Source organism: Bradyrhizobium sp. U531 (assembly GCF_051710265.1).
Lineage (GTDB): Bacteria > Pseudomonadota > Alphaproteobacteria > Rhizobiales > Xanthobacteraceae > Bradyrhizobium.
Genome location: NZ_JASVEN010000010.1, coordinates 21126 through 46978 on the forward strand (window position 1 = coordinate 21126; position 25853 = coordinate 46978).

23 protein-coding genes are annotated in these 25853 nt (G+C 65.0%); 3 read left to right on the forward strand and 20 right to left on the reverse strand.

From position 1 onward, the window contains the following. Window positions 1-8: 8 nt before the first annotated feature. The 5 genes from QRQ56_RS32205 to QRQ56_RS32225 form a co-directional block, all read right to left on the reverse strand. On the reverse strand, window positions 9-1682 hold the full coding sequence (locus tag QRQ56_RS32205; protein ID WP_438745417.1) for a carbon-nitrogen hydrolase family protein: 1674 nt from the start codon (window positions 1680-1682) through the stop codon (window positions 9-11). A gap of 31 nt (window positions 1683-1713) precedes the next feature. Next, the gene (locus tag QRQ56_RS32210) at window positions 1714-2550 is read right to left on the reverse strand and encodes an ABC transporter ATP-binding protein (protein ID WP_438745418.1); all 837 of its coding nucleotides are present in this window, start codon (window positions 2548-2550) and stop codon (window positions 1714-1716) included. A gap of 12 nt (window positions 2551-2562) precedes the next feature. Beyond that, window positions 2563-3558, reverse strand: a complete 996-nt coding sequence (locus tag QRQ56_RS32215; protein WP_438745419.1) for an ABC transporter substrate-binding protein — start codon at window positions 3556-3558, stop codon at window positions 2563-2565. 28 nt (window positions 3559-3586) lie between these two features. Then, the gene (locus QRQ56_RS32220; protein WP_438745420.1) at window positions 3587-4372 is read right to left on the reverse strand and encodes an ABC transporter permease; all 786 of its coding nucleotides are present in this window, start codon (window positions 4370-4372) and stop codon (window positions 3587-3589) included. A gap of 294 nt (window positions 4373-4666) precedes the next feature. Next, the gene (locus QRQ56_RS32225) at window positions 4667-5575 is read right to left on the reverse strand and encodes a LysR substrate-binding domain-containing protein (protein ID WP_438745422.1); all 909 of its coding nucleotides are present in this window, start codon (window positions 5573-5575) and stop codon (window positions 4667-4669) included. A gap of 128 nt (window positions 5576-5703) precedes the next feature. Between QRQ56_RS32225 and QRQ56_RS32230 the strand changes: the two genes are divergently transcribed. Both QRQ56_RS32230 and QRQ56_RS32235 read left to right on the forward strand, forming a co-directional pair. Beyond that, window positions 5704-6642 (forward strand): ring-cleaving dioxygenase, encoded by a 939-nt coding sequence (locus QRQ56_RS32230; RefSeq protein WP_438745424.1) that lies wholly within the window; start codon window positions 5704-5706, stop codon window positions 6640-6642. Beyond that, a complete protein-coding gene (locus tag QRQ56_RS32235) occupies window positions 6639-7259 on the forward strand; it encodes an alpha/beta hydrolase (RefSeq protein ID WP_438745425.1) in 621 nt (206 codons plus the stop codon). Before QRQ56_RS32230 ends, QRQ56_RS32235 begins: the two co-directional genes overlap by 4 nt. Before the next feature lie 92 nt (window positions 7260-7351). Here the strand turns inward: QRQ56_RS32235 and QRQ56_RS32240 are convergent, their stop codons facing one another. From QRQ56_RS32240 to QRQ56_RS32280, 9 genes are all read right to left on the reverse strand, one after another. Further along, complete coding sequence (locus QRQ56_RS32240) at window positions 7352-8326, reverse strand: magnesium transporter CorA family protein (protein WP_438745426.1); 975 nt, start codon at window positions 8324-8326, stop codon at window positions 7352-7354. A gap of 265 nt (window positions 8327-8591) precedes the next feature. After that, window positions 8592-9410: an alpha/beta fold hydrolase gene (locus QRQ56_RS32245; protein WP_438745427.1), complete on the reverse strand. Its 819-nt coding sequence runs from the start codon at window positions 9408-9410 to the stop codon at window positions 8592-8594. Between the two features lie 449 nt (window positions 9411-9859). Next, window positions 9860-11482 (reverse strand): amidase family protein, encoded by a 1623-nt coding sequence (locus QRQ56_RS32250; protein ID WP_438745428.1) that lies wholly within the window; start codon window positions 11480-11482, stop codon window positions 9860-9862. Between the two features lie 262 nt (window positions 11483-11744). Continuing rightward, complete coding sequence (locus QRQ56_RS32255) at window positions 11745-13238, reverse strand: ABC transporter substrate-binding protein (RefSeq protein WP_438745429.1); 1494 nt, start codon at window positions 13236-13238, stop codon at window positions 11745-11747. Window positions 13239-13294: 56 nt separating this feature from the next. Further along, window positions 13295-14299 (reverse strand): ABC transporter ATP-binding protein, encoded by a 1005-nt coding sequence (locus tag QRQ56_RS32260; RefSeq protein ID WP_438745430.1) that lies wholly within the window; start codon window positions 14297-14299, stop codon window positions 13295-13297. Further along, the gene (locus tag QRQ56_RS32265) at window positions 14296-15309 is read right to left on the reverse strand and encodes an ABC transporter ATP-binding protein (protein WP_438745431.1); all 1014 of its coding nucleotides are present in this window, start codon (window positions 15307-15309) and stop codon (window positions 14296-14298) included. Before QRQ56_RS32265 ends, QRQ56_RS32260 begins: the two co-directional genes overlap by 4 nt. Window positions 15310-15311: 2 nt before the next feature. Then, window positions 15312-16205 carry an ABC transporter permease gene (locus QRQ56_RS32270; RefSeq protein ID WP_438745432.1) on the reverse strand — a complete coding sequence of 298 codons (894 nt, stop codon included), beginning with the start codon at window positions 16203-16205 and terminating at the stop codon, window positions 15312-15314. Continuing rightward, entirely contained in the window at window positions 16202-17152 is a 951-nt protein-coding gene (locus QRQ56_RS32275; protein ID WP_438745433.1) for an ABC transporter permease, read from the reverse strand. Before QRQ56_RS32275 ends, QRQ56_RS32270 begins: the two co-directional genes overlap by 4 nt. A gap of 99 nt (window positions 17153-17251) precedes the next feature. After that, window positions 17252-18673: an amidase gene (locus QRQ56_RS32280; RefSeq protein ID WP_438745661.1), complete on the reverse strand. Its 1422-nt coding sequence runs from the start codon at window positions 18671-18673 to the stop codon at window positions 17252-17254. 120 nt (window positions 18674-18793) lie between these two features. Between QRQ56_RS32280 and QRQ56_RS32285 the strand changes: the two genes are divergently transcribed. Beyond that, the gene (locus tag QRQ56_RS32285) at window positions 18794-19681 is read left to right on the forward strand and encodes a LysR family transcriptional regulator (protein ID WP_438745434.1); all 888 of its coding nucleotides are present in this window, start codon (window positions 18794-18796) and stop codon (window positions 19679-19681) included. Window positions 19682-19685: 4 nt separating this feature from the next. Here QRQ56_RS32285 and QRQ56_RS32290 read toward each other — a convergent pair whose 3' ends face one another. Genes QRQ56_RS32290 through QRQ56_RS32315 form a run of 6 tightly spaced genes read right to left on the reverse strand, consistent with a single transcriptional unit; the run spans window position 19686 to window position 25832 of the window. Then, entirely contained in the window at window positions 19686-20621 is a 936-nt protein-coding gene (locus QRQ56_RS32290) for a carbohydrate kinase family protein (protein ID WP_438745435.1), read from the reverse strand. Window positions 20622-20626: 5 nt separating this feature from the next. Further along, window positions 20627-22273, reverse strand: coding sequence for an FGGY-family carbohydrate kinase (locus QRQ56_RS32295; protein WP_438745436.1), 1647 nt, complete (start codon window positions 22271-22273; stop codon window positions 20627-20629). Between the two features lie 40 nt (window positions 22274-22313). Further along, the gene (locus QRQ56_RS32300) at window positions 22314-23087 is read right to left on the reverse strand and encodes an SDR family NAD(P)-dependent oxidoreductase (RefSeq protein ID WP_438745438.1); all 774 of its coding nucleotides are present in this window, start codon (window positions 23085-23087) and stop codon (window positions 22314-22316) included. Between the two features lie 20 nt (window positions 23088-23107). After that, complete coding sequence (locus tag QRQ56_RS32305) at window positions 23108-24115, reverse strand: ABC transporter ATP-binding protein (protein ID WP_438745439.1); 1008 nt, start codon at window positions 24113-24115, stop codon at window positions 23108-23110. A gap of 10 nt (window positions 24116-24125) precedes the next feature. Next, window positions 24126-24956, reverse strand: a complete 831-nt coding sequence (locus QRQ56_RS32310) for a carbohydrate ABC transporter permease (RefSeq protein WP_438745440.1) — start codon at window positions 24954-24956, stop codon at window positions 24126-24128. Between the two features lie 3 nt (window positions 24957-24959). Further along, window positions 24960-25832: a carbohydrate ABC transporter permease gene (locus QRQ56_RS32315; RefSeq protein ID WP_438745441.1), complete on the reverse strand. Its 873-nt coding sequence runs from the start codon at window positions 25830-25832 to the stop codon at window positions 24960-24962. Between the last annotated feature and the right edge of the window lie 21 nt (window positions 25833-25853).

Consider the following 25853-nt stretch of genomic DNA (forward strand, 5'->3'; position numbering starts at 1 on the left):
GGCAACCGTCAGGCGGCAATGATCGGGGCGTAGGTTTCGACCAGCCGGTTAGCGAACATGTCGACCTTCGGGATCATCAGCTTCTGCCGGCAGACCGCGAGATCGATGTGCTTGGGCATGACGGCCCCGAGCTTGAAGACACGTGGCGCGACGAGGTTGATGTCCCAGAGCGGGAAGCCGGTCGGCGGGATCACCAGGCTGCCGCCCGGATAGGGCGAGTCGACACGGTTCGCCAGCACCACCGCGACCCGATTGTCCTCGGCCCTCGGTATCGCCAGCAGCTCACGTTCGAACGGCTCGCGCAGCGAGGCCGGCCACAGGATGATGTCTGCCGCCGCGATACCGAGACACCGCGAGACCTCCGGAAAGACGGCGTCATAGCCGGACATGATGCCGATCCGCCCGAATGGTGTCTCGAACACCGGATAGTCGTCGCCGGCCCGCGCCCATTTCCGCTCCTCGGCCGTCAGGTGGGTCTTGCGATATTTCCCGACCTCCTTCCCATCGGGCCCGATCAGGAACGTCGTGACGAACAGCCCGGCCGCGGCTCGCTCTACCGTGGGCAGCGCGATCAGGCATTGATAGCGGGACGCGATGGCGGCCGTCCGGGTCAACAGCGATGTCGTCTGGTCGGCCAGGGTTGCGGCCTCAGCCGCATTCGGGATTGCGGACGGACAAAACGCATATTCCGGCAGCGTGAGGACCTTGATGCCGAGCTTGGCCGCGTGATCGACCATGTCGAACACCTCCTCCGCCCCGCTGTCCCTGGTCACGTGCATCTGCACGGCGGCGACCTTGGCGACGGACTTCGCCGGGATCAGCGGCTGTTCCGCGATCCGGTAGACCGGCGTCTTCTCGTACGGCAGCGCCATCAGCCCATACGTCTCGGGACGGCGGTCGGCGATCTTGTCGTTCGCCGAATAGATCGACTTGTCGTGCGCGGCGTCGAGATCGACGTCGGCAATGGCCATACCGTGCACATCGTACGGCACCTTCGACAGCACCCGTCCCTTGGGATCGACGATCATGCTGCCGCCGGGATAATAGATCGATCGCTCGTAGCCGGCCTTGGTTGCCGCCACGAGCCACATGCCGTTCTCGTAGCTGCGAGCGGGGCCCCACATGTCCGCCTGGTCCATAGCGAAGAAGTTCGCCATGTCGACGATCACTTCCGCGCCCTGCATCGCCATTGCGCGGAAGATCTCGGGAATGCGGCCATCGAAGCAGATTAGCAGGCCGATCCTGCCGAGATCCGTGTCCACGACCGGGCAGCCGCGTTCGCCGAACGCAAACCAGTTCTGATCGTGGGTGGCGAGGAACTGCTTGTGATAATGACAGACGGTCTCGCCCTTCCGGCCGAACATGATGCCGGTGTTGAAGATCTTCTCCTTGTCCGGATCCCATTCGGTGACGCCGCTGGCGATGTAGATGCCGTGCTTCCAGGCGAGCGCGGACAATGCCGTCACGAACGGGCCGTCCGACATCGTTTCAGCGAGTTCGCGGCAGTGATCGGCGGAATCGAAGAGATAGCCGGTGTCCATGCATTCCGGGAACACGACCAGTTCGGCTCCCTGCCTCACCGCGTCCTCGACATATTGCGTGGCGAGCGCGATGTTGTGGTCGAAGTCCCCCAAACGGGCAAGCGTCTGGACGGCGGCAGCGCGAAAACGGCGCTTCGTCATGTTGGTCTCCATCTTTCGAAGGTTGATCGAATTAGTCTCGCTTGACCTCGCGCCAGAAGCGGTCGAGGCAATGGCGTTTCAGGGTGATGAACCCCTCGCCGGTGGTGACATCGAGATCCCGCGGCCAGGGCAGATCCACCGGAACGATTTCCGCGACGCGCGTCGGCCGGCGCGTCAGCAGCACGACCTGGTCGGCGAGCTGGATGGCTTCTTCCAGGTCGTGCGACACCAGCAACATCGTGGTCTTCAACTTCATGAAGATGTGCTGCAGCCGTTCGCGCATGAACAGCGTCATTTCGTAGTCCAGCGCGGAAAATGGCTCGTCGAGGAACAGCACTTCGGGCTCGGTCACGAGCGCGCGCAGGATCGAAACCGTTTGCTGCTGGCCTCCGGACAGCGTGTAGGGGTAGGCATTGAGGTCGAACGGTACGTCGAAATCCGCAAGCAGCTTCTCGACGCGCCGGCGCCTCTCCTTGCGATCCAGCCCGATCACCTTCAGCGGATAGTGAATGTTGTCGATCGCGCGCATCCAGGGGAACAGCGCTTCCCTGTAGTTCTGAAACACATACGAGATCCTGGTGTCCCGGATGGTCTGGCCGTCATACAGCACCTCGCCGGCATCCATCGGCATCAGGCCGGAGATCATGTTGATGAAAGTGCTCTTGCCGCAACCGTTCGGGCCGAAGACCGAGATGAACTTTCCCATCGGCAGGTCGATCGAGAAGTCGTCGTAGATCGTCGTGCCCTGAAATTTCTTGCTCAGCCCACGCACCGTGACGTAGGCCTGCCGCGGCTTCGGCGACGGTGCAGGTGACGGGGCTTCAGCGGCTGCCCGGTCGATGCTGCGGATCGCGGTCACGTTCCCCATCGGAGTGTCCACTCAGTTTCCGAGATCGGACTTGGCGAGGAGCTTGTCTTTGACGTTGATCGGACCTACCACCACGCCCTCCTTGATGAAAACGTCGACCAGCGCCTGATACGACTTCAGGTCGGTGTCGTTGAGATCCTTGAAGCCGCGCAGATAAGGCTGCGCCAGGAGTTCGAGCTGGTCCTCCTTGATCGGCGTATACTTGGTGAGGATCGGCTTGTATTTCTTGAAGTCGGCATTCACGAGGTCGGTCGCCTCGTCGATCACGGCGACCACCTTGCGCGCCACCTCGGGCCGCTCCTTCAGGAACTTCGTGGTCATCAACGAGGCGCCTGAATAGAAGGGATCGGCGATCACATGCGCGACCGGATTGGTCATGGCGCGGGCAGCCTTGCCCGAGGCGACCGCGATCGATCCGACCGGCTCCAGCGAGAGCGTCGCATCGACCGTGCCGCCGACCACGGCGGGCACCTGCATCGCGACCGCGAGGTCGACCAGCTTGACGTCGGTATCGGGATCGAGCCCCGCCGAACGGACCATGTGGCGGGAGATGGTGCGCCATTGGATGCCCGGGACGTGACCGAGCGACTTGCCCTTCAGGTCGGCAAAGCTCTTGATCGGGCTGTCCGGCTTGACGATCAGGCCGTCATTGATGCGGTCGACGACGATGCCCCCACCCTGCAGGCCAAACACCTTCAGTTTGCCCGGGAACTTGGCTTCCGCGATCATCGCGATGCCGGCTGCAGCGCCCGGAGGACCGAAATCGGCACGCTCCGCGATCAGGGCGTCGATGATCTGGTTCGGCGCTTCCATCTTGGTGGAAACGATCTCGATGCAGGCCTTCTCGAACAGCTTCTCTTCCAGAGCGACGTAGTAGGCCGTCGTCTGCATGATCGGCAGCCAGACGGCCGTCACCTTCTCGGTCTTGTCGCAGGCCGCATGCGCGCCGGCCGCACCAAGCAGGAACGTGGACGTCGCGAACGCCGCAAGGAATCTCTTCGTTTGCATGATGGCCTCTTCGTTTTGGGTGGGCGGACTATCTGCCGGACCAGTGAATGAACGAGCGTTCGATCATCAGGAGCATGAGGTTGAGCCCGTATCCCATCGCGCCCGCGATCAGGATGGAGCCGTACATGTCGGTGAGCGAGTAGGAGATCTGCGCATCGATGATGCGGTGACCGATGCCGTCCGTCGCGCCGATGAACATCTCGGCGACGATGATCACGACCAGTGCAAGCGACACCGCCGTGCGCAGGCCGACGAAGGTCTGCGGCAGGGTCTCGTAGAAGATGACGTCCTTGAAGATGCGGAGCGACGAAGCGCCCATCGAGCGGGCGGCGAGGATGCGGGTCTGGCGGGCATTCATGACGCCGTAAGCGACGTTGAAGACGATGACGAGCCAGGCGGCGAACGCCGCGACGGCAATCTTGGCGAAATCACCCAGTCCAAACAGCAGCAGGAAGAGCGGGAAGAGTGCGGTTGCCGGCGTGGAGCGGAAGAAGTCGACCAGGAATTCGACCGAGCGATAGATCGCGGCCTTGGCGCCGAGCACGATCCCGATCGGAACGCCCGCGATCACGGCGATCAGGGTCGAATAGCCGACCCGCGCGATGGTGTGAACGAAATCGCCGGTCATCTTGCCGGCTGCGATGCTAGCCGCGGTGTCGCGCAGCGTGTCGACCGGCGACGGCAGCAGGTCCTTGTTGACCAGTTGCCCCTTGAAGGCGATCCACCACAACGCAAACAACAGTAACGGGCCCACCGCGAGTTCGATCGCGCGCTTCACCTTCGGATTCGAGATCGCTGCGGTGATCTGTTGCATCGGCATCCCCGTGGGCTCTGCGGCTCTGCGCACTTCCGCCGCGAGCACGAGAAGTGTTGGCCGCAGCGGCGCGAAAGAAAATGGCGAGATGTGCAATCGATCGTGCAGGAATGCATATTGAAATCAATCTTCCCAGTGATTGATTTGCAGGCTTGCAGTGCCCTTTGCTTAGGCAAACCGCGACTTTCCGCCCATGACAATGGCAGCGGGACGTCGGATGGCAGCGGCACGCCGCCGGCCGATCCTGAGCGGAAAGCCTGCCCTGCCTTCAGATGATGGAGCCGGCCCCGCCTCTCAGCGCGCCCGCACGCGATCCTCCTCGCGCCCAAACCGCTCCACCAGAAAATCGATGAACAGCCGCACCTTCACCGACAGGTGCCGCGTCGGCGGGTACACCGCATAGAGCGCGAGCGGCGGCGCGGAATAGTCGTCGAGCACCGTTCGCAGCTCGCCCTTCTTCAACGCATCAATGGCGATGAACTCCGGCAGCAGGGCCAGCCCCCTGCCCTTGATCGCGACGTCGCGCAGCACCTCGGCATTGTTGACACACAGTGACCACGCCGGCTGAATCCAGTGATCGCCATCGCTGCCGGTGAGCTTCCACTGATTGCCGGTCAGCAGGAAGCCGTAGGTCAGCGCGGCATGCTCGCGCAGATCCTGCGGATGCCCGGGCGTGCCGTGCCGCGCGAGATAATCCGGCGAGGCGCAGATCATCCGCGCCACCGGCATGATCCTTCGCGCAATCAAGCTGGAGGATTCCAGCTCCGCGATCCGCAGCGTCACGTCAAAACCATCCTGCACGGGATCGAGCAGGTCGTCGCTGAGCACGATCTGGAGCTGAAGCTCGGGATAGAGCGCCATGAAATCGGCGAGCACGGGACCGAGCCGCATCGTGCCGAACGACATCGGCGCGTTGACGCGGAGCAGCCCGCGCGGCGCGGATTGAGCCTGCGTCACCGCCTGGTCGGCCGCCTCGACCTCCGAGAGGATGACGAGCGCGCGTTCGAAATAGCGCTGGCCGCTCTCGGTCGGGCTCGCATGCCGCGTGGTCCGGTTCAAAAGCTGGACGCCGAGGCTCTCCTCGAGGTCGGCGATGTATTTGCTGATCGCCGAGCGGGACAGCCGCAATTGCCGGCCGGCCTCGGCAAAACTGCCGCTTTCGACCACCTTCACGAAGGCCCGGAGGCTGCCGAGCTTATCCAAGGGCCGCTTCCGGCGATTGTTTCCAATTCGTAGACATAGCCGTCATATTTGCATGGATTGTCTCCAATCCAAAGCGGAACAATATTTCCGGTCAGAGCAAGACGCTCCCCGAGCTTTGGAGGACGACAATGTCTGGACTGCACCATGTCACCGCGATCGCGGGCGATCCGATCCGCAATTTTGGCTTCTATACGCGGGATCTCGGCCTGCGCTTCGTCAAGAAGACGGTCAATTTCGACGATCCCGGCACCTACCACTTCTATTACGGCGACGAGACCGGCCGCCCCGGCACCATCCTGACCTTCTTTCCCTGGGCCGGCGCGTCGCCTGGACGTCGCGGCGTCGGCGAGACCCATCAGACCGCCTTCCGCGTGCCGCAGCGCTCGCTCGGATACTGGACCCAGCGCTTCACCGAGAAGGGCATCGCCTATGAGGCGCTCGAGAAGCGTTTCGGCGAGTCCGTGCTGCCGTTCACCGACCCTGACGGCATGGCGCTCGCGCTGGTCGGCATTCCCGGCGCCGAGAACGAGCCCGGCTGGAGCAATGGCGATGTCCCCGCGGAGCACGCGATCCGCGGCTTTCACGGCGTGACCCTCCTGCTCGACAGCGCGGCGAAGACGGCCGCCGTCCTCACCGACGTGTTCGGCTTCAAGGAGACGGGCCGCGAAGGCTCCGTGATCCGCTTCAAGGCGACCGGCGACGTCCAAGGCAGCGTCGTCGACATCTACGAGGCCAAGGGCTTTCTGCGCGGCCATCAGGGCGGCGGCTCCGTGCATCACATCGCCTTCCGCGCGGCCGACGATGCCGAGCAGAGCCAGATGGCGCAAAAGCTCGCGAGCAATCACGGCCTGCATCCGACCGAGCAGCGGGACCGCAACTACTTCCGCTCGATCTACTTCCGCGAGCCCGGCGGCGTGCTGTTCGAGATCGCGACCGACATCCCCGGCTTCGCCGTCGACGAGCCGGTCGCGACGCTGGGACGAGACCTGAAGCTGCCTGGCTTCCTCGAGCAGCACCGTAAGCAGATCGAGGGCGTTCTGCAGAATCTGGAAGAGACCGCGTCATGACCGAATTCATCCATCGTTTCGAGCCCGCGCGCGACGCGGGCTCCACTCCTCTACTGCTGCTGCACGGCACCGGCGGCGACGAGAACGACCTGCTCGGGCTCGGCAAGATGATCTCGCCGGGATCCGCCCTGCTCTCGCCGCGCGGCCGCGTGCTCGAGCACGGCATGCCGCGCTTCTTCCGCCGCCTTGCGGAAGGCGTATTCGACGAGGAAGACGTGCGCCGGCGCGCGAACGAACTAGGCGAGTTCGTCGTCGAGGCGCGCAAGCAATACGGCATCGCCGCGCCCGTTGCGGTCGGCTTCTCCAACGGCGCCAACATCGCGGCGGCGCTGTTGCTGTTGCAGCCGGAGGTGCTTGCGGGAGCAATCCTGCTGCGCGCGATGGTGCCGCTGTCGGATCCGCCGAAGGCTGAGCTCGCAGGCAAGTCGGTGCTGTTGCTGTCCGGACAGGCCGATCCTATCGTGCCGGCAAGAAATTCGGCGAAGCTGGCGACGCTGTTGTCGGATGCCGGAGCGCGTGTCGACCACAAGGTGCTGCCGGCGGGCCATCAATTGTCGCAAGCCGACGTGACACTGGCGCGCGACTGGATCGGCCGCGCCAACGCGCAGGCGGCATGACTGGGCGAACAGCCCGATGCATAGGGTGGGTTAGCCTTGCGGCCTGTGCGAAGCGCAGTCCGCAAGGCGTAACCCACCCTACGAAGCGTACGTCATTCGAACCAGCCGCGTCGCTTGAACCAGATCAGGGGCACGATGCCGCTGGCGATGATCGCGAGCCATGCCAGCGGATAGCCGAAGCTCCAGTCGAGCTCGGGCATGTGCTTGAAATTCATGCCCCAGATGCCGACCATGATCGTCGGAGGCACGCCGACGACAGAGACGATGGTCAGGATCTTGAACAACTCGTTCTGCTGAATGCTGATGAAGCCGAGCACGGCGTCGAGCAGCAGCTGGATCTTGTCGGACAGGCGCGTCTCGTAGTCGCTGAGCGAGACGACGTCCTTCGAAACGGCGCTCAGGCGCTTCTTCGACGCCTCCGTGATCCATTCGCTGCCGACGTCGCCGGCAAAGGAGGCAATGCGCCCCACACCGAGCAAGACATCACGAGCCTTGGCAAGATGATCGGCGAGTTGGCCGATGTTCTCCAGCGCCTCGCGCATCCTGCGGCTGGACCTCACTGGCCGCTGGGTGCGGACGAGGCCGCCCTTGAATACACCGCGAGAGAGCGTGTCCACCCGCGCGCCGAGATGCTCGAGCACATCCGCGCCGCGGTCGATCATGGCCTCGAGCAGGCTGGTGAAGACGCACATGCCGTTCTCCAGGCCGTCGTCAGCGCCGACGCGCTTGCCGATGTCGTCGAAGATCGGCAGCTCCGCAAAGCGAACCGTCACCAGCACATGCGGGCCGATGACGAAGCCCACGGGGGTGATCACGGCCTCGTTGTCCTCGGTGAGGCGGACGGCGGGCGAGCTGAGATAAAGCGTGCCATGGGAGAAGATGAGGCGGCTGGACGCCTCGATCTCACTCAGAGAGTCCTCCGACGGAACGCGTATGTTCAGCAACCGTTCGACGAACTGCCGTTCCTCCCCGGTTGCATTCAACAGATCGGCCCAGATGATCTCCGAGGGCAAGTCCGCGCCGATACTCCGCCAGTCGTCGGACGGCCACCTGTAAAGCTTGAGCAAGAACCGAACTCCGTGGCCGCACCGTCATGTCATCTCTGGCGGGCTAACGCATCAGGGTTCCAAACGTTCAATGTCTTGCGGCCCGGTGGCCTTAAGCTTCGGGCGTAGTCCGCATTCCGACCAAAGCTGATGTCGGCAGTGCGACGACGAGGGGGCGAAGGACCAAAAGCGGCTGTGGCGTACCGTCTCCTAGACTGGAAGGAGAAGCCGTCTTGCATGCGGCATCTCCTTCGTGCGGGAAGGCGATGATGGATGAGAGATGTCGTCAAGCTCTGATGAACGAGAGCAGGTCGGGGTTGAGGACATCCGCATGCGTGGTGAGCATGCCATGGGGGTAGCCGGGATAGGTCTTCAGCGCCCCGTTCCTGAGCAAGTCGACCGCACGCGGCACGGAACTTGCGAACGGAACGACTTGATCGGCCTCGCCATGCATCACCAGCACCGGCACGGTGATCTTCTTGAGGTCTTCAGTGTAATCTTCGAGCCAGGAGTCGACAGTCGCGTGGTGAGCGAGAGCACCGCCGGCCATGCCTTGGCGCCACCAATTCGCAATGATTGCCTCCGAAGGCTTGGCCCCATCGAGGTTGTAGCCGTAGAACGGATTCTCGGGGACGAAACGGTAGAATTCCGACCGGTTGCCCAGCACGCCTGCCCGGATCGCTTCGAACCACTCCGGCGGTTGACCGGCCGCGTTGTTCTCGCTCCGGTACATGTTCGGCGTCAGTGAAGCGACCAGAACCGCCTTCGCGACGCGCTCCTGGTGGCGAGCGACATAGCGAGCAACCTCACCGCCACCCGTGGAGTGCCCGATGTGGATGGCGTCGCGCAGGTTGAGGTGTTCAGTCAGCGCCGCGAGGTCGTCAACCCAACGGTTCATGTTGTTGCCCGTGCTGGGCTGGTCGGACCGGCCGTGGCCGCGCCGGTCGTGGGCGATCACCCGATACCCGTGACGAAGGAAGAACGTCATCTGGGCATCCCAGTCGTCCGCCGTCAGCGGCCAACCGTGGCTGAAGACGATCGGCTGACCTGATCCCCAATCCTTGTAGAAGATGTTTACGCCGTCGTTCGTGGTGATCGTGGACATGGAGTCGCTCCATCTGCGCTGTCAGAAGTCGACATCACCTTGCCGAAGCACGGTCGCGACTACGAACCTCATCACGATGATGGTGGAAGGACACAGCTACGTCTTTCGAAAAGACCCGAAATAGAACGACAGGGGGAGTGCGCTCGAGGTACTGCGCGCTGGCCGAGAGACCGCCGTCAAGCTGACAAAACTGTCGCCTGGAAATGCGACTTGGCGACGGGATTTGATCTGGGTGGACATAGAAATTGAAGAGCTATCAAGTGACGCGGGCAAGTTTTGCGAGCGCGCGCTGTTTCTGGTGATTCGGTTGGAGGTAGTCGGATTCGGATCACAAGAAGACAATACCGATGGTAATCGCATTTCCGCCAATCGCTCCCAAGCCGACATCCGAACCGACATCCCCCGTCGGGCGCCTGTTCGTCGACAGATCAATGAGGAGTCAGCGACCTCTAACCCCCCGCCAAATCCGGCGGTGCTTTGCGCATGTTGGAGGCCTGCTCATAGGCATAAGCCAGACGCAGCAGCTTGTGCTCGCTCCAGGCGCGGCCTGCGAAGGTGACGCCGAACGGATAGTCGGGCGTGTCCTTGTCGTCTGCTCCCGAGATGAAGCCGGCCGGCACCATGACGCTGGGATAGCCTGCCTTCGCCGCAATCACACAGCCCGCGGCGCCCGGGAACAGTACGGCATCGAGCTTGTGCTCGTTCATGTAGGCATCCATGCCGCGCGTCTTCGCCGAGAGCAGGTCCATAGCGCGTGCCGACTTGTATTCGCGCTCGCTGAGGTCGCCTCTGGTCATGTCGGCGGAGAGGAACAGGTCCTGCCCGAAGCGCAACGCCTTGTCCGCATGCGCCTCGTTGAAGGCCACGATGTCGGCCATGGTCTTCATGTCGGTGTTGGTGGCCCAATCCCTGAGATAGAGATTGAGATCGCGCTTGAGCTCGTAGAGGAAGACGATCGGCGGTGTCGCCACGTTGCCTTTGTTGCGGCTGAGCGGATTGCGGTTGAGCACGTTCATGCTCGTGCCGGGGCCGCCGATCCAGCCTGCCGTCGGCATGTTGGCCCGCACGATGACGGCGCCGAGATCTTCCAGCACCTTAATCGCATCGGCCATGACCTTGGCCGACCGCGCTGGTAACTTGCCGTAGAAGCGATCGTTCAGCGGGTCGGATGCGTCGCTCGGCACGCCGATACGTGCACCTCTCATCGCATCCGCCGTGAGATCGGCGGTGAAATCGGCCGGCCTCCGCTGCCGCTCGGTCGCGGGATCGAGCGGATCCACGGCCGCTAGCACGTTGAGCAGCATCGCCGCATCGCGCACGGTGCGCGTCATCGGACCCACGGTGTCCTGACTGTGGGCGATCGGCACAACGCCGGCGCAGCTGACGAGGCCGACCGTCGGCTTCACCGTAACGAGGCCGTTCTGGCTGGCGGGATACAGCAACGAGCCCGAGGTCTCGGTGCCGATCGCAGCCGCGCACAGGCCGGCCGCCACCGCGACCGCTGAGCCCGCGCTCGAGCCGCCCGGCGGCACGAGCGGGATGCCGCGGTCGTCTTCGAGCGCCGGCGCGTAAGGATTTTTCACCTGACCGCCCAACGACGAATAGCCCGCAGGCATGTCGGCCGCGAGAATGTTGGCGAACTCCGTCAAATTCGCCTTGCCGAGGATCACCGCGCCGGCCTTGCGCAGCAGCCTCACGACGGTCGCATCGCGCCGGGCGCGCGCGCCCTCCAGCGCTAGCGAGCCTGCCGTCGTCGGCTGCTTGTCGCCCGTCGCGATGTTGTCCTTCACCAGAATCGGGATGCCCGCGAGCGGCCGCCTGGCTGACGCCTTGGTGCCGTCGAGCTTGCCCGCAATCGCGAGCGCATCGGGATTGAGCGCGCGCACGGCGTTGAGCGCGGGCACGGCGCGATAATAAGCCTCGATGCGCGCGAGATAGGCTTTGGTCAGCGCCGCCGCATTGACCCGGCCGTCGGCCAGGGCTTGAGCGATATCGCTCATCGATGCGTCGTCGAGCTTAAGGGGGATCGGCACCGGGATGCCGGCCGCGGCGAGGCCAGTTGGCTTCTTCATGGCGTGCCCCGCCTGACGGCGCGTCCCGAACCATGACGCCGCGATGACGTGATATTGCCAGTGTTTTGCCCGACGGGTCAACGGAATCGCGGCCAAATCGAAAGCCGCCGAGCGCATCGCGCAAGGCATTGAAATGACTAACCCCGTCTACTGTGCATGGGGTTGTTTTTCAGTTTTTTGTTTGGCTTTGCAAAAACAAATGGCCTCTCCCCGATGAGGGAGAGGCCAGGATTGGCCCGACGCGTGATCCGATCGGTCGCCCCTACTCCCAGGCCCAGGTCGAGAAATCATTCTCGAACTGCGGGACTTCCTTCCAGACGCCCTTCAGCTTCTTGTTGATGACGGTCGGCCATTGCGGCTGGAACAAATAGGCGGAGACGGCATCGGTGGCCAGCATGCGCTGGGCATCGCCGAGCAGCTTGGCACGGGCGGCCTCCTCCGGCGTCGACACGATCTGCTTGTAGAGCGCGTTGAAGGCCTCGTTGTTGTAGCCGATGTAGTAGTCGGGCTCGGTGAGCTTGACGAGATCGAACGGCTCGACATGGCTGACGATGGTGAGGTCGAAATTGTGCGGACCGTTGGGTGCGAACACTTGCGACAGCCACTGCGCCCACTCGACGTTCTCGATCTTGGCGTTGATGCCGACCTTGGCGAGCTGGGCCGCGACGATCTCGCCGCCCTGCCGCGCATAGGGCGGCGGCGGCAGCTTGAGAGACACTTCGATCGGCGCAGTCACGCCGGCTTCAGCGAGCAGCTTCTTGGCCTTCTCGGGGTCGTAGGGATTGACGCCGGTGGTGTCGACATAGCCGAGTGAGCCCGGCGTGTAGAAGCTGCCGATCGGCGTGCCGAAGCCCTCGACGGCGCCGTCGATCAGGGCCTTGCGATCGATCGCAGCGAGGATAGCGCGGCGAACGCGAACGTCGTCCAGCGGCTTCTTGCGGTGGTTGATGGCGACGATGGTCTTGGCCCTGGAGCCGCCGATCAGCACCGCGAAGCGCGGATCGGACTTGAACTGGGCAACAACGCGGGTGGCGATACGCGGGAACGCGTCGACGTCGTTCGAGAGCAGCGCAGCCGCCTGGGCGGCCGGATCGGAGATGAAGCGGATCGTCACCTTCGACAGCTTGATCGCCGAGGCGTTGCGATAATCGGCCCATTTGTTCAGCGTGATCGAGGAGCCCTTGGCCCAGGCGCCGAGCTGATAGGGCCCGGTTCCGACCGGCTGCGTCACGTTGGTCGCCGCGCTCTTGGGCTCGACGATCGAGCCGCTCGCCTGTCCGAGCAGGAACGGCAGGTTCGGCTCGGAATATTTCACGGAGATCACCACGGTATCCGCGTCCGGCGCCTCGACCTTCTCGAAGGACTGGAACAGGCTCTTGTCCTTGTTGGTGCTGGTCGCCGCCGCGTTTCGCTCGAACGAGAACTTCACCGCCGCGGAATTGAACGGCTCGCCATTGTGGAATTTGACGCCCTTGCGAAGCTTGAACGTGTAGGTCTTCAGGTCGGGCGAAGCGGTCCAGCTTTCCGCCAGCAGCGGCGAGGCCGAGCCGTCCTCGTTGATCTTGGTCAGCGTCTCGTAGATGTTGTAGAGCGTGACCTCGGCGATCGCGGCGGCGGCGGCATTGGTGGGATCGAGCCCCGGCGGCTCCAGCGTCATCCCCATGACGACGCTGTCCTTCTTGCTCTGCGCCAGCACGGGCAAAGGCGCCGCGACGAGCGCGGCGGCAAACGCGACGATCGATAATTTCCTCAACATGCGTAACTCCCCGGCCTGTTCTGTTCTTGAGCTCAACGCCAATCCGGCTCCGGACTCTAACCTTCCATGGCTGCCTGCGGCAACGCCATCACGGCCTCCGCCCTGTGGCAGGCGGCAAGGTGCCCTTCGCCAACCCTGCGTAACTCAGGCAGGGCCTCGCGGCAATGCTGCTCGGCGAGCGGACAGCGCGCCACATAGGGGCATCCGGCCGTCGCCGCCGATTGCGAGGCGATCGCCTGGCCCCCGCGCCGCCGCCTCGTGCCCCCGGCGCGTGCCCGCGGCACCGCCTCCAGCAGCGCCCGGGTGTAGGGGTGCGCGCAATGCTCGAACAGATCCTCCGGGCGCCCCTGCTCCACGATCCGGCCGAGATACATCACCGCGACCTCGTCGCAGAGATAGTCGACGACGGCGAGGTCATGGCTGATCAGGATGTAGCTCAGGCCGAACTGCTCCTGCAGGTCCTGCATCAAGTTCAGCACCTGCGCCTGCACGGAGACGTCGAGCGCGGAGACCGGCTCGTCGGCGACGATCAGCTTCGGCTGGGTGATCAGCGCGCGCGCAATCGCAATGCGCTGGCGCTGGCCGCCGGAGAATTCGTGCGGATATTTCTCCATGTCCGCATCGCGCAAGCCGACCTGGCGCAGCACCGCGGCGACGCGTTCGCGGAAGGTGGCGCGGTCGGCGCCCTCCAGCACGGTCAGCGGCTCGGCGACGATGCGGGCGATGGTCTGGCGCGGATCGAGCGAGCCGTAAGGATCCTGGAACACCATCTGGAAATCGCGGCGGGCGCGGCGCAGCTCGTCGGCGGAGATGCGATTGAGATCACGGCCGAGCAGCGCGACCTGCCCCGACGTCGGCCGCTCCAGCGCCATCACCAGCCGCGCGAAGGTCGACTTGCCCGATCCGGATTCGCCGACGACGCCGAGGCTCTTGCCGGCGGCAACCTGCACGCTGACGCCGTTGAGCGCATGCACCTGCCCCGGCGGACGAAACAGGCTCTCCCGCGGCAGCGCATAGCGCTGTTCGAGATCCGTGACGTCGAGAAGCAGCTCGGCGCTCATGCAGTCAGCGCTCCCTCGCGTTCGGCCATCGAGACATCCGTCCGGATGCAGCGGACGAAGTGCCCGGGGCCGACGTCGATCATCGGCGGAAGCGCCGCGCGGCACCGGTCGATCACGAGCGGGCAGCGGTCCGAGAAGGTGCAGCCGGACGGCAGATCGGCCAGCTCCGGCACGGTGCCGGCGATCGTCGTCAACCGCGTCCCCTTGCGCGCGCCGAGCCTCGGCCGGGCGCGGAACAGGCCTTGCGTGTAGGGATGCCCCATGCGGCGGAACACTTCGTCGGTCGGTCCGCTCTCGACCACGGTGCCGCCATACATCACCATCATGCGCTGCACGTTCTCGGCGATGACGCCGAGATCATGCGAGATCAGGATCATCGACATGCCGCGCTCCTCGACGAGGTCGGCGATCAGGTCGAGGATCTGGCCCTGGATGGTGACGTCGAGCGCGGTGGTCGGCTCGTCCGCGATCAAGAGATCGGGCTCGCAGGCGAGCGCCATCGCGATGGTGATGCGCTGGCGCTGACCGCCGGAGAACTGGTGCGGATAGGCATCCACCCGCCGCGCCGGGTCCGGCAATCCGACACGGTCGAGCAAGGCAATAGCCTCCTTGCGTGCCTGCGCTGCCGAGTGCTTCTTGTGCCGCCGCAGCGGCTCGGCGACCTGATCGCCGATCGTGTGCATCGGATTGAGCGCGGTCATCGGCTCCTGGAAGATCATGCTGATCCGGTTGCCGCGCAGGCGGCAATAATCCGCATCCGGCAATCCCGAAAGCTCGGTGCCGTCCAGCTTGATGCTGCCGGAGATTACGGCGCTGTCAGGCAGCAGCCCCATCAGCGACAACGCCGTGACCGACTTGCCGCAGCCGGACTCGCCGACCAGCCCGAGCGTCTCGCCGCGCTTGAGCGCAAAGCTGACGCCGCGCACGGCCTGCGCCGGCCCGCGGCTGGTGTTGAGGCGGACGCCGAGATCGTCGACCGCGATCAGCGGGATGTCGGAGCGCTCGGCCATCGTCATCGCTCCCGCGCCAGTCGGGGATCGAGCAGATCGCGCAGTCCGTCGCCGAGCAGGTTGAGGCCGAGCACCGCGATCGCGATCGCGGCACCTGGATAGACCGCGAGCATCGGCGACTGGAACAGCAGCGACTGCGCATCGTTCAACATGCGTCCCCAGGACGGCTGTGGCGGCTGCGTGCCGAGACCGAGATAGGACAGCGCGGCCTCGGCAAGAATGGCGAGCGCGAACTGGATCGTGACCTGCACGATCAGGATCGATAGGATATTGGGCAGCACGTGCTCGACGGTGATGCGGAAGGCGCCCTTGCCGGCGGCGCGCGCGGCCAGCACGAATTCGCGGGCCCAGATCGCGTTGGCCGAGCCGCGCGTCAGCCTCGTCAGCGTCGGGATCTGGAAGATCCCGATCGCGACGATCGAGGTCACCATGCCCGGGCCCACCACCGCGGCGAGCATGATCGCGGAGAGCACGGCCGGAAAGGCGAAGGTGAAGTCGGAGAACCGCATGATGATTTCTTCGGTCCAGCCGCGCCGGGCCGAGGCGATCAGGCCGAGCGTAACGCCGAAGGAAAGACCGATGCTCACGGCGATGACGCCGACCAGGATGGTGGAACGGGCGCCCGCGAGCAGCAGCGAGACGATGTCGCGGCCGAAGGAATCGGTACCGAGCCAGTGCGCCGCCGACGGCGGCCGCAGCTTCGAGGCGATGTCGATCTCGTAAGGCGACCAGGGCGTCCAGACCAGCGACAACAATGCCGAGGCAACCACCAGAAAGGTCAGCGCACCGCCGAGCACGAAGCTGCGGTGGCGGAGCGCACGGGCCCAGAACGTGCGGGCCGGCGCACGGCGCGCTGCCATCGGCAATTCAACCGGCGTGGTCAGGGGCGCGCTCACAGGTCGTGCACCTTGATGCGGGGATCGATGAAGGCATAGAGCACGTCGACCACGAAGTTGACGATGACGACCATGGCCGCGAGCAGCATCACGCAATTGCGCACCACGATCAGGTCGCGGTTGGCGATCGACTGGAAGATAAGGCGGCCGAGGCCCGGCAAATAGAACACGTTCTCGATCACGATGGTGCCGGCGAGCAGATTGGCGAATTGCAGCCCCATCACCGTCATCACGGGGATCATGGCATTGCGCAGCACATGTCTCCACAGCACCTCGCGCTTGCCGAGCCCCTTCGCGCGGGCGGTGCGAACGAAGTCCTCGCGCAGCACCTCCAGCACGGCCGAGCGGGTCACGCGCGCGAGGATCGCCGCCTGCACCACCGCGAGCGAGACGGCGGGGAGCAGCAGCGACCTCACGCCCAGCCAGATGCCGTCCTCCCAGCCGGCAAAGCCGCCCGCCGAAAGCCATTGCAGCCGCACCGCAAACAGCAGCACCAGCAGGATCGCGAACCAGAAATTCGGCAGTGCGATGCCAACCTGCGTCAGCGACATCACGCCGACGTCGCCGAGCTTGTTGTGGTTGGCGGCGGTATAGATGCCGGCCGAGAGCGCCAGCGTCACCGTGATCGCCATCGCCATGATCGCGAGCGGAACGGTCAGCACCAGCCGCTCCGCGATCAGGGCGGCGACCGGCGTGCCGTAGACGTAGGAGTTGCCGAGATCGCCGACCAGAAGGCCCCTGATCCATTGCAGATAGCGAACCGCCAGCGGCTGATCGAGCCCGAGCTTGACGGTGAGCGCGCGCACCGCGTCCGGCGAGGCATCGGCGCCCATCAGCATCTGCGCAGCGTTGCCCGGCAGCGCATCCAGCACGAGGAAGATGATCAGCGACGCGCCGATGAGCGTCGCCAGCAAGGTCACCAGACGTCGGAGGACAAAGACGCTCATGCGCGTTCGGGCTCAAAGCTCACTTGCGGCACGATCAACATGTCCGGGCGCCGGAGGCAAGGGCTTTGAGGATAAGCCTTTTGCGGCCTGTGCATGTCGTCATTCCGGCCAGCGGGACAGAAGGCCCGCGGAGGCCTCGAACAACGCACTGGCGCGCAACAATTCCGCATCATGCCGGAAGCGGCCGACCAGCTGGAGCCCGATCGGCAGGCCGTCGCCACCAAAGCCTGAGGGAAGGCTGACGGCCGGATGGCCGGTCATGTTGAACAGCATGGTCCAGGGGAACCAGTGCGGCCGGACACTGTCGAAATGCCGGCCGTCGATCACGATGGTGCCGAACAGGTCCTGGTCGATCGGCAGCGCGGTGCGCGTCAGGGTCGGCATCGCCAGGAAGTGTCCGCGCGCAAGCAGCGATTGCACCCGGCGGAACAGCGCCGTGCGCGCGAACATCGCTTCCTGGTAGTCGACGCCACTGACCTCGGTCGCGAGCGCCAGCTGCTTGAGGAATGCTTCGCTCAGCTCGTCCTTGTGCTCGGCCGCAAGCTTGGCAAAGCGCGTGCGCCAGACGGTGTGGTTGATGGCGCGCCAGATCGGCTCGATGTCGAACCCCTCGCCGGAGAACTCCTCGAGATCGGCGCCGAGGCTGGCCAACCGGTCCAGGCTCGCCTTGAAATTGGCGGCGACGTCCGCGGAGACCGGCCGGCCCGGCGGCGTCAGGCAATACAGGACCCTGAGCCCGCGCAGGTCGCCTCGCGCTTCGGCGGTGCCGATGAAGTCAGGAACGGGCATTCCGATCGACCAGGGATCGCAGGCGTCCTCACCGGCCATCGCCTGCATCATCAGCGCGGTGTCGGCGACGGTGCGGGTGGTCGGCGTGACGTAAGTCTGATTGCCGAAGGCATCGAGGGCCTGGCTGTGCGGGATCACGCCGTTGCTCTGCTTCAGGCCGACTACGCCGTTGCAGGCCGCAGGGATCCGCGTCGAGCCGCCGCCATCCGTTGCAATTGCCAGCGGCGCGATACCGCTCGCCACCGCCACCGCCGCGCCGCCGCTGGATCCGCCGGAGGACCGGCCGGCATCCCAGGCGTTACGGGTGCGGCCGAACAAAGGCGAATCCGTCAGGCACTTGCTGCCGAACTCCGGCGTCGTGGTCTTGCCGATCAGGATCGCACCGGCGCTGCGCAGCCGCGCTACCGCAACCGCATCCTCGGCCGGCACATTGTTCTTGTAGGGGACGGCACCGAAGGTGGTCTTGACGCCCCTGGTGTTGACGATGTCCTTGACGGTGACGGGGATGCCGTGGAGCAGCCCAAGCTCTTCGCCCGCCATCATCTTTCGCTCGGCGGCCCGCGCCTCTGCCATCGCCTCGTCGCCGCAGATCGTGATGAAGCAGTTCAGCTCGCTCTGGCGCGCCTCGGCCCGCGCGAGCACGGCCCTGACGATCTCGACGGGCGAAACCCGCTTTGCGGCGATGAGGCCGCGCAGTTCGGTTGCAGACAAGAGGCAGAGATCGCCATTCATCGTCACATCACGCTCCGCTGGCCTCGTCGGCCCCAAGACATTGACAGCGAGAATGACAGTTTTGTTTACTCGCCGTCCAATACGATTTTGGACGCCAACCCATACGTTTTCGGTATGCCAATGGATCTTCGCCGGCTCCGCTATTTCGTCGCCGTCGCCGAGACGCGCAGCATCGGCAAGGCCGCCGAGCGGCTGCGGATGGCGCAGCCTCCGCTCTCGGTGCAGATCCGCAAGCTCGAGGCCGAGATCGGCGCGCCGCTGTTCCGCCGCGGCACCCGGGGCATGGACCTGACCGAGGCGGGCCAGGCGCTGCTGACGCGCGCGAGCGAAGCGCTGGCGTTGGCCGTCGACGGCGCCGAAGCCGCGCGCGCGGTCGCCGCCGGCAAGCGCGGGCGGCTGTCGGTCGGCTACATGTTCGTGCTGGCGAATGCGATGCTGCCGCGGCTGATCCCCGAGCTGCGCCGTTCGGTGCCCGGCGTCGACCTCGAATTCGCCGAGCTCAGCGCCTCGACGCGCGAGGCCCGGGTGCTCGATCGCAGCGTCACGGTGGCGCTGTGCATGCCGGCCATCAACCATCCCGAGATCCAGGTGGCCCGGATCGGTACGCAGCGCCTGATGCTGGCCATGCCGAACCGCTCGCCGCTCGCCCGCCTGAGCTCCGTGCCGATGGCAAAATTGCACGGCCGTCCGCTGATCGCGCTGCCGCATCCGGACCACGGTCCCGCATCGTCCGCCGTGGTCCCCCTGCTCCGCCGGCACCAGGTCGTGATGCCGATCGCGAGCCGCGTCGAGACGGTGCATTCGGCGATGAGCCTGGTGCTGGCGGGCGAAGGCCTCGCCATCCTGCCGGCCTGCGCGCAGCTCGGGGCGCCGCGCGGCATCGTGTTCAGGCCGCTGCGCGAGGCCACCGACTCCCTCGACATCGCGGTGTGCTGGCGGCGAGATTCCCACAGCCCGCTGATCGGAACCTTCCTCAAATGTGCCGAGAAGGCCGTCGCGCGGATGTGACGGGTTAGAGACCCCAGGTGATCTCGTGGCTCCACGGCGGATCTGCGCCTGGACGGGTGCAGGTCAATCCGGCGCAATTGGCGGCGAAGGTCAGCGCGCGGCGGAGCTCGTCGATCCCGATACTCGCGAGCCGTGCCCTGTGCAGACGATCCAGACTATGCAACGCGAACAGCAACGCAGCCTGAAAGCTATCGCCGGCGCCGATCGTGTCGACCACCGTGGACTTCGGTGCCGGCACCCGGATCTCACCGGGCCCCTTGCGCCAGGCAAAGGCACCATGCTGGCCGCGGGTGATGACAACGAGGCTTGCCCCCTGCTTCAACAATGTCTCGGCGCGCTTCTCGTAAGGCTCGTCGCCATAGAGATAGGCGAAGTCGACATCGGACATCTTGATGAGATCGGCTTGTTTCGCGAACTCGGCCATGCGCGCGAGGTAGGCCGGCTTGTCCTTGACCAGATTGGGGCGGCAGTTCGGATCGAAGGAGATCGTGGACGATTCGCGCGCGTCCGCGATCAGGGCCCTGGTCTCGGCTGCGCCCTGGTCATTGACCAGCGTGGTCGAACCGACATGGACGACCTCGACATCGGCGAACGGGATCGTCCCGCGCCGATAGGTCCAGCTCCGCGTCGCGGTCTCGGCATCGTAGAAGGCGTAGTGCGACTCGCCCGCGACGATGCGGACGAAGGCGAGCGTGGTCTGATGGTCACTGCGGGTGGCGAGGTTGAGGTCGACATGCGAGGCAGTGGCATGGTCTGCGATCATCTGCCCGAACAAATCGGTCGAGATGCCGCCGACGAAGCCGACGGGCGCCCCCAGCCGCGCCATGCCGATCGCAACGTTGAGGCAGGAGCCGCCGACGGCCGGCATCACCGCCTCGCGCCCCTCGGCGTTCCGCGTCGGCACGAAATCGATCAGCGCATCGCCGCTGGATATCAGCATGTCTGTCAACCTCTCGCGATGTCGGCCATCGCCGCGCGGCTGCCGCGATCGACCTCACGCAACAGCTTGTAGACCTCGCGCTTGCGCGTGTGAAACGCGGCCATGTCCGGCGCCGTCGGTTCGCTCTTCCGTCCCAGCGCCGACATTCTGGCCATGGTTTCGCCGATCGAGGCAAACGCGCCGCCGGCCACCGCGCCCAGCATCGCAGCGCCGAGCAGCACCGGCTCCTTTGTCTGCGGCAGCGCGACGGTAAGGCCGGTTGTATCCGCCATGATCTGCCGCACCAACGGGCTGCGGCTCGCCCCGCCCCCCATGATCATGATGCTCGAGCGCACGCCATGCGCGGCAAAGGCCTCGATGACCTCGGCGAGCCCATAGGCAAGTCCGCACAAGCCGGCAAGGAACAGTCGCTCCATCGCGGCGATGTCGGTGTCGAGATCGAGGCCCGCGATCACGGCGCGGGTCTCGGGATCGGCATAGGGCGAGCGGTTGCCGATGAACTCGGGAAGCACGTGAACATCGCGGGCGAGCAAAGCGGCGCGGCTGGCGCTGCCGGCGCGCGCGATGATGCAGCGCTCGAGGAAGTCGATGAGATCGAGCCCCTCACTCCGCGCCGCCGCGATCGCCTCGGCATGGCCCGGATGCGACTTGAGCAAATGGTCGATCGCCGCCCCCGCGGCGGACTGGCCGCCTTCGTTGAGCCAGAAGTCGGGCACCATGCCGGAGTAATAAGGGCCCCACACGCCCGGCACGAAGCACGGCTCCTTCGTCGTCGCCATGATGCAGGCCGACGTCCCCATGATGTAGGCGAGACGGTCGCTGACATTTGCAGCCCCGCCCGCGCCGTCGCGGCCGCCGATCGCCCCGATGCCGCCGGCGTGGGCATCGATCAGCGAGGCTCCGACCGGTGTCCCCGGCGTCAGCCCAAGCTCGACCGCGGCCGTGCGAGTGAGCCCCGCGCCGAGCCGCGTGCCGGGAGCAACGATCTCGGTGCCGATGCGGGCGTAGGCGTCGTCGATCAGCTCCGCCAGGCCGATGCGCTTGAGGAATTGCGCGCTCCAGCCGCCACCGTCATGGGCGAGATAGTTCCATTTGCAGGTAACGGTGCAAGTCGAGCGCTGCAGCGAGCCGGTCGCGCGCCAGGTCAGGTAGTCGGCCAAATCGAAGAAATGACCGGCGGCGTCGAAACTGGCGCGCAGGTGTCGCTTCAGCCATACCAGCTTCGGCATCTCCATCTCGGGCGAGATCGAGCCGCCGACATAACGCAGCACGGCGTCCCCGGTTTCGTTGATCAGCCGCGCCTCGGCGACGGCGCGGTGATCCATCCAGACGACGACATTGCGCTGCCTGTCGCCGGAGGCACTGACCGTGAGCGGCTCGCCCTGCCCATCGAGGACGACGAGCGAGCACGTAGCGTCGAAGCCGATGCCGCCGACGCTGTCGGGCCCGATGGCCGCTTCCGCCATCGCCGCGCGCACCGATCTGACGCAGGCCTCCCAGATATCCTGTGAGGACTGCTCGACGATGTCACCGGGTTCGTGCCAGATCCGGATCGGATGCCGCGCGGTCGCAAGCAGAGTTCCCGACTCGTCGAATACCCCCGCTCGCGTGCTCGTGGTTCCCACGTCGACGCCGATATACGCTCGCGGCATTGTCACTCCCGGTCGCCTTCCGTCAATTTTGACGGCAAGCCTACCAGCAAGTGTAGCCGCCATCCACCAGCACGATACTGCCAGTCATCAGGCTCGCGGCCTCGGAAGACAGGAACAGCACGACCGAGGCGATCTCCTCGACCTGTCCCATCCGCGCCATCGGGGTGCCGCCGATCCAGGCGTCGTACATCCTCGGATTGCTCTTCACGAAGGCGTTGAGCGGCGTCTCGATATAGGTCGGCGCCACCGCGTTGACGCGGATGCCGCGCGCGCCCCATTCGGCGGCGAGCGACTTGGTGAGATGATGCACGCCGGCCTTGGAGGCGTTGTAGAAGCACTGTTCCTGCGGCTTGTTGACGATGAAACCGGACATCGAGCCGACATTGACGATGGCGCCGCTTTTCGCTTTCAGCATGTGCTTGCCGAATTCGCGGCAGCACCAGAAGGTGCCGTTGAGATTGACGTCGATGACGTTGAGCCAGTGCTCGTCGGTCACCGTCTCGGCCGGCGTTTCGCTGCGGGCGATGCCGGCATTGTTGACGAGAATGTCGACCTTGCCGTGGCGAGCGACGAGGTCGTTCGCGACCTCCGCCACGCGCTTGGTGTCGGTCACATCCATGATGGCGGTCTCGATGTCGAAGCCCTTGGCCTTCAATGTGGCCTTGGCGCTGTCGGCGACCTTGCCGTCGCGATCGCCGATAATGACCCGGGCGCCGGCTTCCGCCAGCGCTTCCGCGCAGGCGAGGCCAATGCCCTGGCCGCCGCCGGTGATGAACGCGGTCTTGCCGCTCAGCTTGAATTTTTCCAGGTACATGATCGCAGTCCCGTTTCTTGTTAGTTTCGAAGCGCGTTGCCGCTCTGGTCGAAGCGGTGGATGCGCGCGGGGTCCGGCACCAGCGATACGCGATCGCCGGCGTGCAGGCTCAGTTCTCCGACGTAGCGTGCGGTCAGCATGCCGAGCGAACCAGCATCGACGTAGAGGAAGGTGTCACTGCCCAGATGCTCGGCGACGGCGATCGTGCCCACCCAACCGCCGTCACCGTCGCGCTCAATCTTCAGATGCTCCGGCCGCACGCCGATGGTGGCCGCGCCCTGCTGCTGGGCGAGCTCGCCGGTGACGAAGTTCATCTTCGGGGAGCCGATGAAGCCGGCAACGAAGAGGTTGGCCGGCCGCTCATAGAGCTCCAGCGGCGAGCCATATTGCTCGATCTTGCCGGCGTTGAGCACGACAATCTTGTCGGCCATGGTCATGGCTTCGACCTGGTCGTGAGTGACGTAGATGGCGGTGGTGCCGAGCTGCTTCTGCAGCCGCGTCACCTCGATGCGCATCTGCACGCGCAAGGCCGCATCGAGATTGGAGAGCGGCTCGTCGAACAGGAATCCCTTGGGCTCGCGGACGATGGCGCGTCCGATCGCGACGCGCTGGCGCTGGCCGCCCGACAGCTCGCGCGGCTTGCGATCGAGATAGGGCGTCAGGTTCAGCGTCGCGGCCGCGGCCTCGACCTTGCGGTTGATCTCGTCCTTGGGCAGGCCCGCCATCTTCAGGCCAAAGCCGATATTGCCGCGCACGCTCATATGCGGGTAGAGCGCGTAGGACTGGAACACCATGGACAGCCCGCGCTTCGCCGGCGGCGTGTCGACCACGTTCTTGCCGTCAATCAGGATGCTGCCGCCGGTGACGTCTTCGAGCCCCGCGATCAGCCGCAGCAAGGTGGTCTTGCCGCAGCCGGACGGACCGACAAACACCACGAAGGCCCCGTCGGCGATGTCGAGGTCGGCCCCCTTGATGATGTGCACGGGGCCGAAGGATTTCTGCACGCCCTGAAGTGTGATCTGACCCATGGCAGCCCCTTTACTTCACCGCGCCAAAGGTGAGCCCGCGGACGAGCTGCTTCTGGCTGAACCAACCGAGGACGAGAATGGGCGCGATCGCCAGCGTCGAGGCTGCCGATAGCTTTGCCCAGAACAGCCCTTCCGGGCTCGAATAGGAGGCGATGAACGTGGTGAGCGGCGCTGCGTTCGCCGTCGAGAGGTTCAGCGTCCAGAACGCCTCGTTCCAGGCCAGGATCAGGTTCAAGAGCAGCGTGGACGCCAGCCCCGGGATCGCCATCGGCGTCAGCACGTAGATCAGCTCACGGCCGATGGTGGCGCCGTCCATGCGCGCGGCTTCGAGGATGTCGCGCGGGATCTCCTTGAAATAGGTGAACAGCATCCAGATCACGATCGGCAGATTGCCGAGGCACAGGATGAAGACGAGGCCGATGCGGGAATCGAGCAGGCCGAACGTCTTGTAGATCAGGTAGATCGGCACCAGCACGCCGACCGGCGGCATCATCTTGGTCGAGAGCATCCAGAGCAGGACGTCCTTGGTGCGCTTGGTCGGTGAGAACGCCATCGACCACGCCGCGGGGATCGCGATCAGGAGCGCAATCAAGGTCGAACCGCCGGCGATAATGATCGAGTTCATCGCGTGCAGCAGATAGTCGCTGCGCTCCTGCACGGTGGCGTAATTCTCGGTGGTCCAGTGGAAGAACAGGAAGGACGGCGGAATGGCGAAGGCTTCCAGCTCGGTCTTGAAGCTCGCCAGCACCATCCAGAGGATCGGGAAGAAGATCAGGAAGCCGAAGAACCAGGCTCCGATCGTCGAGACCACCACCCGCTGCCTCGTTGCCATCCGCGCCATGTCTTATGCCTCCAGGTTGCGGCCGACGATGCGGACGAGGAAGAAGGCGACGATGTTGGCGATCACCACGGCAATGAGGCCACCCGCCGAAGCGCTCCCGACGTCGAACTGGATCAGCGCCTGCGAATAGATCAGGAAGGCGATGTTTGTGGTCTGCAGGCCCGGCCCTCCCCCGGTCGTGACGAAGATCTCCGCGAACACCGTCAGCAGGAAGATGGTCTCGATCAGGATCACCACCGTGATGGGACGCGCGAGGTGCGGCAGAGTGATGTAGATGAAGGTCGAGAGCGCGCTGGCGCCGTCCATCTCGGCCGCCTCCTTCTGCTCCTCGTCGAGCGATTGCAGCGCGGTGAGCAGGATCAGCGTCGCGAAGGGCAGCCACTGCCATGTCACGATCAGGATCACCGCGAACAGCGGCAAATCGTTGAACCAGTCGATCGGCGTCAGGCCGAACAGCGAGGCCAGCCAGGCGAACAGGCCGGAGACCGGATGCATCAACAGGTTCTTCCAGACCAGCGCGCTCACGGTCGGCATCACGAAGAAAGGCGCGATGACCATCAGGCGCACGAAATTGCGCCCGATCACGGGCTGGTCCATCAGCAGCGCCAGGGGAATGCCGAGCAGGATCGTCAGCGCCAGCACCGAGCCGACCAGCACCAGCGTGTTCTGGAGCGATGCGAGGAAGGCGGGATCGGTCAGGAAGTAGCGAAAATTCTCCAGCCCGACGAAGGATTCCGAGCCGGGATCGAGCAGGCTGTAATGCAACGTCGAGAAGTAGATCGTCAGCGCCAGCGGGACGATCATCCAGATGAACAGCAGCCCGACGGCCGGCGTCAGGAGCGCGCGCGCCAGAAACTGCGTTTGCCTGGTTGCCATCGTCGGCTTCTCCTTCAGAGC

What these genes read in the sequence shown, in the direction of transcription:
- QRQ56_RS32290 (WP_438745435.1), bottom strand. Translation starts at nt 20,621, where the DNA reads ATGCTGATATCCAGCGGCGATGCGCTGATCGATTTCGTGCCGACGCGG.
- QRQ56_RS32280 (WP_438745661.1), bottom strand. Translation starts at nt 18,673, where the DNA reads ATGAATGGCGATCTCTGCCTCTTGTCTGCAACCGAACTGCGCGGCCTC.
- QRQ56_RS32210 (WP_438745418.1), bottom strand. Translation starts at nt 2,550, where the DNA reads ATGGGGAACGTGACCGCGATCCGCAGCATCGACCGGGCAGCCGCTGAA.
- QRQ56_RS32265 (WP_438745431.1), bottom strand. Translation starts at nt 15,309, where the DNA reads ATGGCCGAGCGCTCCGACATCCCGCTGATCGCGGTCGACGATCTCGGC.
- QRQ56_RS32245 (WP_438745427.1), bottom strand. Translation starts at nt 9,410, where the DNA reads ATGTCCACGATCACCACGAACGACGGCGTAAACATCTTCTACAAGGAT.
- QRQ56_RS32275 (WP_438745433.1), bottom strand. Translation starts at nt 17,152, where the DNA reads ATGAGCGTCTTTGTCCTCCGACGTCTGGTGACCTTGCTGGCGACGCTC.
- QRQ56_RS32250 (WP_438745428.1), bottom strand. Translation starts at nt 11,482, where the DNA reads ATGAAGAAGCCAACTGGCCTCGCCGCGGCCGGCATCCCGGTGCCGATC.
- QRQ56_RS32215 (WP_438745419.1), bottom strand. Translation starts at nt 3,558, where the DNA reads ATGCAAACGAAGAGATTCCTTGCGGCGTTCGCGACGTCCACGTTCCTG.
- QRQ56_RS32310 (WP_438745440.1), bottom strand. Translation starts at nt 24,956, where the DNA reads ATGGCGCGGATGGCAACGAGGCAGCGGGTGGTGGTCTCGACGATCGGA.
- QRQ56_RS32235 (WP_438745425.1), top strand. Translation starts at nt 6,639, where the DNA reads ATGACCGAATTCATCCATCGTTTCGAGCCCGCGCGCGACGCGGGCTCC.
- QRQ56_RS32260 (WP_438745430.1), bottom strand. Translation starts at nt 14,299, where the DNA reads ATGAGCGCCGAGCTGCTTCTCGACGTCACGGATCTCGAACAGCGCTAT.
- QRQ56_RS32305 (WP_438745439.1), bottom strand. Translation starts at nt 24,115, where the DNA reads ATGGGTCAGATCACACTTCAGGGCGTGCAGAAATCCTTCGGCCCCGTG.
- QRQ56_RS32230 (WP_438745424.1), top strand. Translation starts at nt 5,704, where the DNA reads ATGTCTGGACTGCACCATGTCACCGCGATCGCGGGCGATCCGATCCGC.
- QRQ56_RS32295 (WP_438745436.1), bottom strand. Translation starts at nt 22,273, where the DNA reads ATGCCGCGAGCGTATATCGGCGTCGACGTGGGAACCACGAGCACGCGA.
- QRQ56_RS32285 (WP_438745434.1), top strand. Translation starts at nt 18,794, where the DNA reads ATGGATCTTCGCCGGCTCCGCTATTTCGTCGCCGTCGCCGAGACGCGC.
- QRQ56_RS32205 (WP_438745417.1), bottom strand. Translation starts at nt 1,682, where the DNA reads ATGACGAAGCGCCGTTTTCGCGCTGCCGCCGTCCAGACGCTTGCCCGT.
- QRQ56_RS32300 (WP_438745438.1), bottom strand. Translation starts at nt 23,087, where the DNA reads ATGTACCTGGAAAAATTCAAGCTGAGCGGCAAGACCGCGTTCATCACC.
- QRQ56_RS32315 (WP_438745441.1), bottom strand. Translation starts at nt 25,832, where the DNA reads ATGGCAACCAGGCAAACGCAGTTTCTGGCGCGCGCGCTCCTGACGCCG.
- QRQ56_RS32255 (WP_438745429.1), bottom strand. Translation starts at nt 13,238, where the DNA reads ATGTTGAGGAAATTATCGATCGTCGCGTTTGCCGCCGCGCTCGTCGCG.
- QRQ56_RS32220 (WP_438745420.1), bottom strand. Translation starts at nt 4,372, where the DNA reads ATGCAACAGATCACCGCAGCGATCTCGAATCCGAAGGTGAAGCGCGCG.